The following is a 12,636-nucleotide window of genomic DNA, read 5'->3' on the forward strand; positions in this document are numbered from 1 at the left end:
GGAGACGCGGCACGATGCAAGCGACATCGAAGGGGACAGGCTCGCCCGCCGGGCCGGCCGATGCAGTGCAGGACAACGAGGTGATTCGCCCTTGGCGAGAGCGGGCGCTGGCAGCGCTGAGGGACTCGGCCTGGACCGCGCTGGGCGGCAAGGTCGCGGCCTACATTGCGGGGTTCTTCGCGCTGGCGCTCGTGGGCTCCGGGCACGCGCTGAGCCTGCTCCCGGCCCGCCCGGCAAACCCGGCCCGCCCGACTGACCCGACCGCGGAGCTGGCGATGGTCGCCGGCGATCCAGCGCCGCTCGGCTCCGCCGGAAGCCCGCCGCCCCAGGCCGGAAGCCCGCCGCCCCAGGCCACCTCCGAGACCGGCGCCGACGCGGGAGCTGCAGCGGTAGAGCCGCCGCCGCCCAGCGATGGCGGGGCCGGCGCTCCTGCGGGCGGCGGCGTGACCGCAGACGGAAAGGTCGTGCTGAACCTCGCGACCGAGGCGGACCTCCGGCGCCTTCCCGGCGTCGGCCCGGCGAAGGCGGCCGCGATCCTGGCGCTGCGAGCCAAGCTCAAGCGCTTCCGGAAGGTCGATGACCTGCTCCGGGTCAAGGGGCTGGGCCGGCGGTCGCTGAAGCGGCTGAGGCCGCTCGTGCTCGTCGATCCGCCTTGACGCTGGACGCGAGCCGCAGCGCAGCTCGCCGCCTCGGTCGAGCCGTCCAGACAGGGAGTCTGCCAGGACCGGTCAACGCGCGGGGCGCGAGATGTCGAGTCAAGGCGCGCTCGTTCTCTTCGGTATCCCCGCAACGAGATCGCGCGCGCGACTCCAGACGTCGCGGACGCGGCGCGCGGCGACTCCCTGGGACCGGCGCGGTCTGGCGAGCTCTCGCGCGGATGCCCCCTTGCCCCCCCGGGGCGCTCGGGCACACTGCGCCGCGATGCACGTCCACTTCGTCGCCGTCGCGGGCACCGGCATGGGTGCGCTGGCGGGGCTCTTCAAGGCCGCGGGGCACGACGTCTCGGGCTCCGACGCCTCGTTCTACCCGCCCATGGGGCCGGCCCTCGAGCGGTGGGGCATCCGCCTCCTGACCGGGTTCGATCCCGCGCACCTCGACCCCCGGCCCGATCTCGTCGTGATCGGCAACGTCTGCCGCCCGACGAACCCCGAGGCCCGCGCCGCGATCGACGGAGGCATGCGGGTGACCACGATGGCGCACGCGCTCGCGGATCACATGCTCACCGGCCGCTCCCCGCTCGTCGTGGCCGGCACGCACGGCAAGACGACGACGAGCTCGATGTGCGCGTGGATCCTTCACGAGGCGGGCAGGGACCCTGGCTTCCTCATCGGCGGCCTGCCGAAGAACTTCGAGGCGAGCTTCCGCCTGCCCCGGAGCGCCTCCTCGGCGAGCGACCGCCGCGGCCTGCCGCTCCTCGGCGAGGCGGGCGCTGGGCGCCGCAGGACGCCGTTCGTCGTCGAAGGCGACGAGTACGACACCGCCTTCTTCGAGAAGACGCCGAAGTTCTGGCACTACCAGCCCGAGGTGGGCGTCGTCACGTCGATGGAGCACGATCACATCGACATCTACCCCGACGCCGCGTCCTACGAGGCGGCGTTCCGCGGGTTCGTCGAGCGGATCCCGGAGACCGGGCTCCTCGTGGCGGCGGCGCACGATCCGCGGGTCGTCGAGCTGGTGTCGCGATCGGCGCGCGCAGAGGTGGCGTGGTTCGCGCTCGAGGGCGACGACACGCACGGGCAGCCGCCGCACTGGCTCGCCGCGCCCGCGGAGGCCGGCGAGAGCGGCCAGTCGTTCGATCTGTACGCCGGCGGCGTCCTGGCTGGGCGCTTCGCCCTGCAGATGCCGGGGCACCACAACGTGCGCAACGCCATCGCCGCGATCGCGGCCGCGGCGCAGGGCTTCGGCGTGCCGCTCTCGACCGCGACCACGGCGCTCGCCGGCTTCGCGGGCGTCCGGCGCCGGCAGGACCTCCTCTTCGAGGCGCGCGGGGTCCGCGTCTACGACGACTTCGCGCACCACCCGACCGCGGTGGACGAGACGCTGCGCGCGCTCCGGTCCAGGCACCCGGGAGGCGCGCTGTGGGCGGTGTTCGAGCCGCGCAGCGCGACCGCGTGCCGCGCCCTCCACCAGGAGCCTTACGCGCGCGCGTTCGACACGGCCGACCGCGTCGTGCTTGCGCCGCTCGGGCGCCCGGACATCGCCGCCGGCGAGCGGCTCGATCTCGACAGGCTGGTGCGCGACATCGAGCGCGGGGGCAAGCGCGCGGAGGCGGCGGCCTCGGTGGACGCGATCGTCGCCGCGATCGCGCGCGACGCGCGGGAGGGCGACACGATCGCGCTCCTGTCCAACGGGGCGTTCGGCGGCATCTACGAGAAGCTCCGCGGCGCGCTGTCGGCGGGGGCGCGATGAGCGGGCGCGGATCAGCCGAGCTGCTCGATTTCTCCGAGATCGCGCTGCGCGTCGCCGAGGAGGCGGCGGCGCTCGTCCAGGCCGGGTTCCGGGCAGGGCCGCGCGGCCTGCGCGTGGAGGAGAAGGGGCCGCACGATCTCGTGACCGAGTTCGACCGGGCGAGCGAGGACCTGCTCGTCGCGCGGCTCGACGCGCTCACGCCCGGCGTCGCCGTCGTCGGCGAGGAGCAGAGCGCCGCGCGCCGCGCGGAGCCGCGCGGCGGGCTAGTCTGGTACGTCGATCCGCTCGACGGCACGACGAACTTCGTCCACGGCCATCCGTTCTGGTGCGTGTCCGTCGGCCTGATGGATGACGACGTGCCCGTCGCCGGCGCCGTCGTCGCGCCCGCGCTCGGGCTCCGCTGGACGGGCTTCCGGCCGCGCGGCGCCGCTCGCGCGCCGGTGGGCACGGCGGCGATCGACGGAGAGGCGCGCCGCAACGGCGAGCGATGCGCGGTCAGCGCCACGGCGTCGCTGGAGCGCGCGATGGTGGCGACCGGCTTCCCGCCGATCCGCGACCGGGCGCCGGACAACAACTTCGACGCCTTCATGACCGTCAAGCGCAACGCGCAGGCCGTGCGTCGTTGCGGCAGCGCGGCCATCGATCTCTGCATGGTCGCGGACGGAACCTACGATGCGTACTGGGAGCGCCGGCTGCATGCATGGGACGTCGCCGCCGGAAGCGCGATCGTGCGCGGCGCGGGCGGCGTCATCACCGCGCTCGACGGCGGTCCGCCGAACTACTACACAGGCAACATCGTGGCGTCGAACGGCCTCGTCCATGCCCCCATCGTCGCGCTGTTCTCTCACCCGGGCTCGCCGACCTGCTAGGCGCCGGCCAGCTCGGGGCTACCCGTACGCCATCAGGCTCTCGCGCATCTCACGCATGACGCGTGCAGGACTCACGGGTGAGTCGGGCGAGATCCTTGCGCGATTCATGCATGACCCGTGCGAGCGATGTGAACCGCGAACCGCGAACCGCGAACCGTGTGAACGATGACCGGCGAACGCGACCATCAAAACATGAGCAAAACATGAGAACGTGCGGAAGAGCTGTTGACGGAGCCGCCCAGTGAACTATCCTATGGTTGTTCCCTCTGCCGACTTCGTGAGGCGCTGGACGATTGAATCCCGAGTAAGCAAGAACCAGGGAGCCAACAACGATACCGTGGTGAGCTAGGCCCGGAACCATTCACCGGGAAGCCTGAAGCGGTACTTAGGCTCCCACCTAGCAGCTATGCTAGGGGTTCAAGTCCTTCGGCCCACGTCCTCGGCGGTACGGAACATCTCTCCCCTGCGGGCCGTCCAAGCGGCCCGCAGTTTTTTGATGCCCTCGACATGCGCCCGGCGACCGGCGCACCGCGGCATCACCGGACGGCGGGGGGTACCCCCGCCTGGGCGCGGCGCTCGCGGCACCGGACAAGGCCAAGCACACCGCACAAGGAACGGGGAGCCCGGAGGGCGGCGCGGGCGGGGCGCGCGGCGCACGGCCCGGCTTTTGTTTCCGTTCTCATCCCCCTTCCGGTAGCTTCGGGCCTGCGATGGATACGAGATCCCCTCGATCTGCAGGTGCGCAGCACGACGAGCAGCGCCCGCTCGTCGGCGCAGCGCGGTTTGGGTCGTCAAGCCACCTCGCGCGCCGCCTCCCCGGCAGCTCGCGCTTCGTCCGGCGCCTGGCCTTGACGCTCGCGATCCTCACCGTGCCCGGGGCCGCCCTGGCGGCGGTGACGATCAAGGGCCGGGCCACGGGCATGCCCAAGCTCCTGAACCCGGTCTGGAACGAGGCCAAGGACCCGAAGGCGAACCGGTACACCTTCCGCGAGCCGTCCCCGACCGTCCGCGCCGATGTCCGCGCGCTCTTCGGCTACCCGCCGAAGGAGCTGTGCATCGCCGCGCTCGGCGAGAAGGGCGCGCCGCTCAAGACGCCGCGCTCGATCGTCATCGCGGGCGGGCGCACCTCCCCGGTGACGCTCGTCGTCGCCGAGGGCCAGCAGATCCAGTTCGAGAACCAGGACCCGTTCCCGCACAAGATCTACGACGTCGGCAACAAAGGGCTCCAGCCAGTCGAGATCGCCGCGGCCAAGACCCGCGCCTGGACACCGCCAGGCCCCGGCAAGTACGAGCTCCGCGACCAGCTCGCCCCGAGCGTCCGGTCGTGGATCGTCGTCGAGCCGAGGGCGGTGGCCGTCGCCTACCCGGATCGTCAGGGCAACTTCGCCATGGAGATCGAGGCCGGCACGTACACGCTGCAGGGCTACTTCAACGGCGAGCCGGTCGGGAAGGCCATCGAGGCGATCGTGAAGCCCGGGCCGGACGAGCAGTTCATCAAGGACCCGGTCGTCGTGGGTGAGGCCGGCGGACCGAGCGCGGAGGCTGGAAAGTAGGCCATGCTGCTGTCGCGTTTCTGGTACGGGGTGCTCGCGCTCGCGCTCGGCGCCGCGGTCTTCATCCTCTTCGTCGCCGCGCAGCTCTACAACCGCTCGAGCCACCGCGCGATGAGCGAGGCGCTCAGCGCCGACTCCAGCGCGGTCGAGTGGTTCCTCAACGACGACACCCGGAAGCGCTCGAGCGCGCTCATCCGGGTCGCGCTGAACCCGGCCCTGCGGACCGCGCTCGCCAAGTCGTCGGCCGAGGCCAAGCCCGGCGCCGAGCTGCGCGAGAAGGCCCGCACCGCGCTGCGCACCGCGACCGCGGAGGTGCCCCCGGAGCTCAAATTCGATCACGTGTGGGCCGTCGACGCGGCGGGGCGGGTGATGGCGTCGGTGGACTTCGAGCACCGCGAGGACTGGGAGCTCGGCGGCTACCCGCTGGTCGCCGACGCCCTCCACGGCTGGATCCGCGATGACGCGTGGGTCTGGAAGGGCCGCATCCTCCGCGTCGTGGCGCGCCCCGTCGAGCAGGACGTCAACGGCGAGCCGGTCGGCGCCGTGATCGGCGCCAAGATCATCGACGACACCTTCGCCCGCGCCGTCACGAAGCGCACCGGCGCCGCCGTCGGCTTCTACGCCGAGGGGTCGCGCGTCGCCTCCGGCGCGCCCGAGGGGTTCGACAAGTCGAACCTCGACCAGATCACGCAGGATCTGAAGCTGCTCGACGACAACAAGGACTACATCGAGAAGGGGCGCTCGGAGGTCCGCGTCATCGGCCAGCACCTCGGCGTGGTCTACGCGCGGCTGCCCGGCGAGGCGTGGGAGCTCGGCGCCGGCTACGCGGTCGGCCGCCTCGCGGCGTCGGTCGACTCGCCGCTCAACTTCCTCGACAAGGCGAACAACGACGACAAGAGCGAGGTGCCCACGGTGCTGATCCTGGTCGGCGTCCTTGCCATGGCCGCGATCGGGCTGGTGCTCTCGTTCCTGGAGCACACGCGGCCGCTCCATGTCTTCCGCGGCGAGGCGGCGCGCTTCTCCAAGGGCGAGGTCGACGTGCTGGCGCCGAGCCGCTTCCGCGGCGCCTACCGGAAGATCGCGGCCGACATCAACGACGGCGTCGAGAAGGTGGCCGCGAAGGGCGGCGCGCCCCGGAAGGCCGCCGACCTCGAGCAGGTGCTCGGCCCGATCCCGACGCAGCCGGCGATGAGCGCGTTCTCGGTGCCGCTCGGCCCCGGCGAGCCGCGCCCTGACTCGCGCCCCTCGTACCCGAAGCCCATGGTGAGCCCGCGCGGCCCCACGCGGCGGCCTGGCTCGCACCCGCTCAGCGGCCCGCCGCCGGCCCGCGACTCCGTGGAGCCGGTCGAGGCGATCGAGGAGGTCTCGGACGCGGGGATGGCGATCTCCGCCCTCGAGCCCGCGAGCGCTCCCGGGCGCCCGCCGCCGCGGCGCCCGCCGCCGCCGCCGCCGCCGCCCAAGGCGCCGGGGGCGCCCGCGCTGCCGAACCCGCTCCCCGAGGCGGCGAGCGCGCCGGCAGCGCCGGCCGCGCAGCAGGACGGCGCGGGAGAGCCGGACGAGCTCACCGAATGGAACGCCGTCTACGAGGAGTTCCTGTCGGTCAAGCAGCAGTGCGGGGAGCCCACGAACGCGCTCACCTTCGAGAAATTCAAGGGGACCCTGCAGCGCAACAAGGACGCGCTCGTGGCTCGCCACAACTGCTCGCGTGTTCGCTTCACGGTCTACGTGAAGGACGGCAAGGCGGCGCTCAAGGCGTCTCCGGTGAAGTGAGGCCGAGCGGCGGGGATCGCCGCGCGGCGGGGACGGGGGGTCATGAGACGAAGATCTGCCGGCGCCGCGGGCGCCGCGTTCGCTGCGATGGTGGCCGCCGGCGCCGCGCGCGCGTCGTCGGGGCTCGACTCGCCTGACATCGGGGTGCTCCAGCTCGGCCGCGGCGGGGCGTGGGTCGCGCGGGCGGACGATCCGCTCGCCGCCTACTTCAACCCGGCGGGGCTCGCCGCGCAGCGGAGCGGCGCCCACGGCGGCGTCCACTTCATCCAGCTGGCCCAGTGCTTCACGAGGCTCGGCCCCGGCGGCCGCCCCGTCCCGCCGAGCGCCACGACGGCGATCCCGGCGCCCGGCAGCGACGGGGGCCCCGACCCCGAGGTGTGCGCCGAGGGCGGCCTGTTCCCGAACCCGCAGCTCGCGGCGACCCTGCGCTTGAGCGACGCGCTCGCCCTCGGCGTCGCGGTGCTCGGCCCGCACGGCGTCGGCGAGCGGGCATGGCCCGAGTCGCTCCGGTACACGCACCCGAGCTTCGGCGACATGACGCAGCCGTCGCCCCAGCGGTACCTGCTCACGTCGCTCGACGCCCTGATGTTGATGCCGACGCTGTCGGTCGGCTTCACCCCCGCGGAGGGGGTCTCGCTCGGCGCCGGCTTCATCTGGGGCACGGCGGCGATCGATTTCGTCAACTTCAGCGAGGCGCTCTCGGGCGAAGGGGGCGACGACTTCAAGGCGCACGGCGATCTGCGCACGCGCGCGAAGGCGACCGACTTCTTCATCCCTGGCTTCGTCCTCGGCGCGCGCTGGGCGGCGGCGGCTCACCTCGACCTGGGCGCATGGTTCAAGTGGCAGGACGCCGTGCGCGCGAAGACCGATCTCACCATCGAGTCTCGCTACTGGACGCCGGCAGGAGCGAAGGACGAGGACCCCTGCAAGGGTGAGGCGCCGGAGTGCAACGTCACCGAGGAGCAGGGCGCCGGCGATCTCAGGATGCGGATCCCCATGGAGGCGAAGCTCGGCCTCCGGTACCACATGCCCCGCGCCGGCGCGCGGCGCGCGGCGAACGCACGCCGCGCCTCCGCCGCCGAGCCCCGCGTCCGCGACCCGATGGCGGATGACCTCTTCGATGTGGAGCTCGACTTCACCTGGGCCAACAACAGCGCGGTCGACGCGATCGAGGTCCGGTTCCGCGAGGGCATCCCCGTGCGCGGCACGAGCGTGGGCACGGTGCCGCCCAACGCCGACGTCCCGCACCGCTGGCGAGACGTCCTGGGAGTCCGGCTCGGCGGCGATTTCGTCGTGCTCCCGAGCCTCCTCGCGCTGCGCGCCGGCGGCTTCTTCGAGAACAAGGGGCAGGACGACGCCGATCTGAACCTCGACTTCCACCTCGGCTACCGGATCGGCGTCGGGGCCGGCGTGACCGCGCGAGTCGGCCCGGTCGACATTTCAGCCGCGTTTCAGCACACGTCCTTCGGTGCGCTGGACAACGGCGGGAACGGGCGCCTCAAGGCCGTATCCGGCGCTGCGCTGAGCGGCTACCGCAGCATCCAGAGCGTCAACGGCGGCCGCTTCGAGAGCAGCCTGGACGAGTTCGGTCTGAGCGGAACCATGCGCTTCTGAGCGGGCGGCTGCTCGGGCGTGGCTCCGACGTGCCTCCGGCGTGCCTCCGGCGTGGTGGAGCGGAGCGCAGGACGCGCGGAGCCGCGGCGCAGCGGAGGCGCGCCGGACCGCCGGGGCGGTCGACGCGGAAGGCGGTCGCGCCTATAAGATGCCTCCACCATGAGTGAATCGAACGTCCGCAACCTGGTCATCATCGGCTCCGGCCCCGCCGGGCTCACCGCCGCCATCTACGCGGCGCGCGCCAACCTGAAGCCGCTCCTCATCGAGGGCTTCAGCGCCGGCGGCCTGATCCCGGGGGGCCAGCTCATGTTCACCACCGACGTCGAGAACTACCCCGGCTTCCCCGAGAAGATCACCGGCCAGGAGCTGATGCAGCGCTTTCGCGATCAGGCCGCTCATCAGGGCACGGAGATCGTGACGGCGGACGTGACCAAGGTCGAGCTGACGGGCCACCCCTTCAAGGTCTGGGTGGAGGACACGCTCTACCTGACGAAGGCGGTCGTGATCGCGACGGGCGCGCGCGCCAACTACATCGGCCTCGAGAGCGAGGACAAGCTCAAGAACAAGGGCGTCAGCGCCTGCGCGGTCTGCGACGGCGCGCTCTTCCGCGGCCAGGACGTCGTGGTCGTCGGCGGCGGCGACACGGCGATGGAGGAGGCCACCTACCTGTCCGGCCTCTGCAGCAGCGTCACGCTGGTGCACCGCCGCGACGAGTTCCGGGCGTCGAAGGCGATGGTCCAGCGCGTGGTCGAGAACCCGAAGATCAAGATCCTCTACAGCCACGTGGTGGAGGAGGTGCTCGACGTGAAGGCCGATATGGTGACGGGCGTCCGCGTGAAGAGCACGAAGACGGGCGACAGCCACCTCGTGCCGGCGGCGGCGATGTTCGTCGCGATCGGCCACACGCCGATGACCGATCTCTTCGTCGGGCAGCTCGACACGCACCCGAACGGCTACCTGAAGACGGTGCCGGGCTCGACGCGCACCAACATCCCGGGCGTCTTCGCCGCGGGCGACGTGCAGGACTGGAACTACCGCCAGGCCGTCACGGCCGCTGGCACGGGCTGCATGGCGGCCCTCGACGCGGAGCGCTGGCTCGCGCAGCAGGGCGGCCACTGAGAGGACGGCCATGGTCGAAGCGCTGCGCGAAGAGCTCGCCGATCTGACCGCCTCGGTCCGGGCGTTCCTGGAATGGCACGCAACGACCGGCGCGGACGGAATGCCGGGCCACCCTGCAGCGCTCCACGAGGCGCTGGGCGCGGCTTCTCCGGACGGCGCTACGCCGGCGCCTCGGCGGCCAGAGCGCGGCTTCTCCGGGCAGGATGCGCCCTCGCCGCCGGTGGCGCGAGGGGGCAGCGGCGCGGCGTTCTCGCCGCCGCCGCCGCGCGGTGCCGCCGCGGGCGCCCCTCTGCCGCATCCGGAGCAGCGCGGAGCCGCCGCGAGCGCCTCCCTGCCGCATCCGGAGCAGCGCGGTGGCGCTCCGCAGCCGGAGCAGCGCGGCGGCTTCGAGTCGCAGGCGGCGTGGTCGCCGACGCAGGCGCAGCGAGGTCCCGAGCCGTCGCCCCGGCCTGCCGTGAGCGCCGCACCGGCACCTCGCGCGGATACGGCTGCACGCGCGAGCGCAACGCTGCCGGACACGAAGGAGGAGCGCGCGGCGCGGCTCTCGCTCATCGCGGAGGAGGTCCGCACCTGCCAGAAGTGTCCGCTCCACGAGGGCCGCACCCACACGGTGTTCTCGCGCGGCGACCCGAGCTCCGCGGTCGTGTTCGTCGGCGAAGGGCCAGGGGCGGAAGAGGACCAGCAGGGGCAGCCGTTCGTCGGCGCGGCGGGGCAGCTGCTCGACAAGATGATCGCGGCGATGGGGTACCACCGCGACGAGGTCTACATCTGCAACATCGTGAAGTGCCGGCCGCCGAAGAACCGGAAGCCGGAGCCGGCCGAGATGGCGGCCTGCAGCCCGTACCTCACGGCTCAGCTCGCGCTGATCAAGCCGAAGGTGATCGTGGCGCTCGGCGCCACCGCGGTGCAGGGGCTGATCGGCACGAGCGAGGGGATCACGAAGCTCCGCGGCACGTGGAAGCTCTACAAGGGATCGATCCCGATCATGCCCACGTTCCACCCGGCCTACCTGCTGCGCCAGCCGAGCGCGAAGCGAGAGGTCTGGAGCGACCTGAAAGAGGTGATGCGCCACCTCGGCAAGAGCGCGCCCGACAGGGGCTGAGGTGGCCGCGTGCGCTGCCGGGCGCGGACAGCCAGCGGCTCAGGTACCTGCCGTCCGCGCAGGCGCGGAGCCGCACGCGCTCGCCGCTGTCGGCGCAGGCGCCGAGCCGCACGCGCCCAGCGAATCGAGCCCGGCCGAGCGGCCCTCGCTGCTGTCGATCGTGCGCTGCGCGCTGGTCCTCCTCGGCGCCCTGCCCTGGAGCCTCCCCGTCGCGCGGAGCCGCGCGCCGCTCGGAGAGCTCGGCGCAGCGCTCGATCGTGTCTTCGCGCCGATGTGCCACCGGATGCCCGAGCGATCCCTCGCGCTCGACGGCGTCGTCATGCCGCTCTGCAGTCGCTGCGCTGGCATCTTCGCCGGGCTCGCAGCGGGCGCCGCGATCGCGCGCCCTCGCCTGGCGATGACGGCGTGGCGCCCGATCCTCATCGCCCTCGCCGCGCTGATGGCGGTCGACGTGGCGACCCAGGACCTCGGGCTGCGCCCCGTCTGGCATGCGAGCCGCCTCGCCACGGGCGTGGCCTTCGGTTATGCCGCGGCCGCGGCGTTCCTCGCGCAGATCGCACGCCGCCCGCTCTGAGCGCTACTTGCGGCCGCCCATGGCCCTGCACTCGTGGACGGGGCCCTTCGTGGCATTGCGAACGCAATCGCTGTACGCGGCGATGCCGTCCTTCCACTTGCCCGTGTCCTGGAGCGCCGAGCCCAGGTAGAGATAGGGGAGCGCGTCGCTCGGATCGGCCGCGATGGCCGCGCGAGATGCCTCGATCGCGTCCTTGTACCTGCCGCGGTTGAGGAAGCTCAGCGCCTCCTTCTTCAGCTTGCCCGCGTCCTCAGCGCTGGCCGCCGGCGCCGCGGCCTTCTCCGCCTCAGCCTTCTCCGCCGCGGCCTTCTCTGCCTCGGCCTTCTCCGCCGCGGCCTTCTCCGCCTCAGCCTTCTCCGCCGCGGCCTTCTCCGCCTCGGCCTTCTCCGCGTCGGCCTCCGCCTTCGCCGGATCGGGAACGGCGCCGGCCCCTTTTGCAGAGGACTCCGTCAGCGCCGATTCGGTTTGCGCAGGCGTCTTCGCCCGTGCCGGAGAGGGAGCGCCCGCCGCGGCCAGGAGCTTCGTCTCGACGAGCGCTGGCTTCGGAGCCGGCGCGGCCATCGCGACCGGCGCAGGTGAGGACGGCTTGCTCGAGAACACCGCCTTGGCGACGACCGCCACGGAGATCACCCCGGCGAGCCCCGCGACCGCCGCGACGATCCGACGAAGGCGCGCCCGCCGGGCGAGGGTCTCGGGCGACAGCTGATGAACCACGACGAGGCGCTCGTCAGCGTGATCGTCGGGGCCGCTGGCCACCTCGGCGAGCGGCGGGAACGACTCTTCCTCCTCGCGCCGAAAGAACGCCGCCGTGGGCGAGGAAGGGTCGATCAGATCGAGCGCATCCTCGTCGGACGCCAGCTCATCGGGCGGGGACGCAAGGGTACCCGGCTGGCTCAGGGCGCCGGCGTGTGGAGCCATGATCGATGGGTCGTGCTCCAGCGCCTTGTCAGGGTCCGCATCGTCCGTGTCGCCTGGAACGGCGCGCTGCGCGGCGAGCGCCTCGGACGCCGGCGCGAGCACGGCGACCGGTGCAGCCGCGGCCACCGGTGCAGCCGCAACGACCGGTGCAGCCGCAACGACCGGCGCAGCCGCGGCCACCGGTGCAGCCGCGGCCACCGGTGCAGCCGCGGCCACCGGTGCAGCCGCAACGACCGGCGCAGCCACGGCGACCGGCGCAGCCGCAACGACCGGCGCAGCCGCGGCCACCTCCGCGACGATCGGTGCGGCGGGCGCCTCGAGAGCCGGCGACACAGCGGGAGCGTCGTCCGCGGCGCTGGCTGCCAGCGCAGGAGCGGCGGAACACTCAGCTACCTCGGCGACGACGTCCGAGCCGCTCGCGACCGGCCTCGCGGAGTCCCTGGTCGCGACGGCCGGCCCCTCAGGCGCCGCCGACACCCGCGGCTGGGAGGCCCGGGGACGGAGACTTCGGCCCCTGTTCGCGCGGGCCGATCCAAGAAGTCGCTTCGACATGTCCGAACCATCCTCCCGTGATTGTCACGCCCCCGATGGCGCAGGGGACCGGCGACTCGCCCTATTCATGATCCAGGCCGACCCCAACGGCGAGCGCCCGCCCGCGCATTTCCGTGCCTTCGCAGCACCATCGCCTGTGCCGGATCGTGCCGCGGT

General features: G+C 72.8%; 10 protein-coding genes and 1 other RNA gene. 10 read left to right on the forward strand and 1 reads right to left on the reverse strand.

What is annotated here, in order from left to right; genetic code table 11:
• Positions 1–14: 14 nt before the first annotated feature.
• The 10 genes from WMF12_RS39955 to WMF12_RS40000 all read left to right on the forward strand — a co-directional run bounded on the left by WMF12_RS39955 (position 15) and on the right by WMF12_RS40000 (position 11,010).
• A complete protein-coding gene (locus tag WMF12_RS39955) occupies positions 15–656 on the forward strand; it encodes a ComEA family DNA-binding protein (RefSeq protein WP_437853676.1) in 642 nt (213 codons plus the stop codon).
• 265 nt (positions 657–921) lie between these two features.
• Positions 922–2,409, forward strand: a complete 1,488-nt coding sequence (locus tag WMF12_RS39960) for a UDP-N-acetylmuramate--L-alanine ligase (protein WP_437853678.1) — start codon at positions 922–924, stop codon at positions 2,407–2,409.
• Complete coding sequence (locus WMF12_RS39965; protein ID WP_437853680.1) at positions 2,406–3,278, forward strand: inositol monophosphatase family protein; 873 nt, start codon at positions 2,406–2,408, stop codon at positions 3,276–3,278. The genes WMF12_RS39960 and WMF12_RS39965 overlap by 4 nt, the downstream gene beginning before the upstream one ends.
• A 260-nt stretch (positions 3,279–3,538) precedes the next feature.
• A non-coding RNA gene (gene ssrS, locus WMF12_RS39970) (6S RNA) lies at positions 3,539–3,731 on the forward strand.
• 257 nt (positions 3,732–3,988) lie between these two features.
• Complete coding sequence (locus WMF12_RS39975) at positions 3,989–4,831, forward strand: hypothetical protein (RefSeq protein ID WP_437853681.1); 843 nt, start codon at positions 3,989–3,991, stop codon at positions 4,829–4,831.
• A 3-nt stretch (positions 4,832–4,834) separates the two neighbouring features.
• On the forward strand, positions 4,835–6,601 hold the full coding sequence (locus tag WMF12_RS39980) for an MXAN_5187 family protein (protein ID WP_437853683.1): 1,767 nt from the start codon (positions 4,835–4,837) through the stop codon (positions 6,599–6,601).
• A 42-nt stretch (positions 6,602–6,643) separates the two neighbouring features.
• The gene (locus WMF12_RS39985; protein WP_437853685.1) at positions 6,644–8,215 is read left to right on the forward strand and encodes an OmpP1/FadL family transporter; all 1,572 of its coding nucleotides are present in this window, start codon (positions 6,644–6,646) and stop codon (positions 8,213–8,215) included.
• A 159-nt stretch (positions 8,216–8,374) separates the two neighbouring features.
• Positions 8,375–9,334, forward strand: a complete 960-nt coding sequence (gene trxB, locus WMF12_RS39990) for a thioredoxin-disulfide reductase (protein WP_437763947.1) — start codon at positions 8,375–8,377, stop codon at positions 9,332–9,334.
• 10 nt (positions 9,335–9,344) lie between these two features.
• Positions 9,345–10,436 carry a uracil-DNA glycosylase family protein gene (locus tag WMF12_RS39995; RefSeq protein ID WP_437853687.1) on the forward strand — a complete coding sequence of 364 codons (1,092 nt, stop codon included), beginning with the start codon at positions 9,345–9,347 and terminating at the stop codon, positions 10,434–10,436.
• Between the two features lies 1 nt (position 10,437).
• Positions 10,438–11,010 carry a DUF2085 domain-containing protein gene (locus tag WMF12_RS40000; protein ID WP_437853689.1) on the forward strand — a complete coding sequence of 191 codons (573 nt, stop codon included), beginning with the start codon at positions 10,438–10,440 and terminating at the stop codon, positions 11,008–11,010.
• A 3-nt stretch (positions 11,011–11,013) separates the two neighbouring features.
• Here the strand turns inward: WMF12_RS40000 and WMF12_RS40005 are convergent, their stop codons facing one another.
• Positions 11,014–12,480 carry a hypothetical protein gene (locus WMF12_RS40005; RefSeq protein ID WP_437853691.1) on the reverse strand — a complete coding sequence of 489 codons (1,467 nt, stop codon included), beginning with the start codon at positions 12,478–12,480 and terminating at the stop codon, positions 11,014–11,016.
• Positions 12,481–12,636: the final 156 nt, after the last annotated feature.

Origin of the sequence: Sorangium sp. So ce363, from assembly GCF_051520435.1 — a bacterium.
Taxonomy (GTDB): Bacteria; Myxococcota_A; Polyangia; order Polyangiales; family Polyangiaceae; genus Sorangium; species Sorangium cellulosum_B.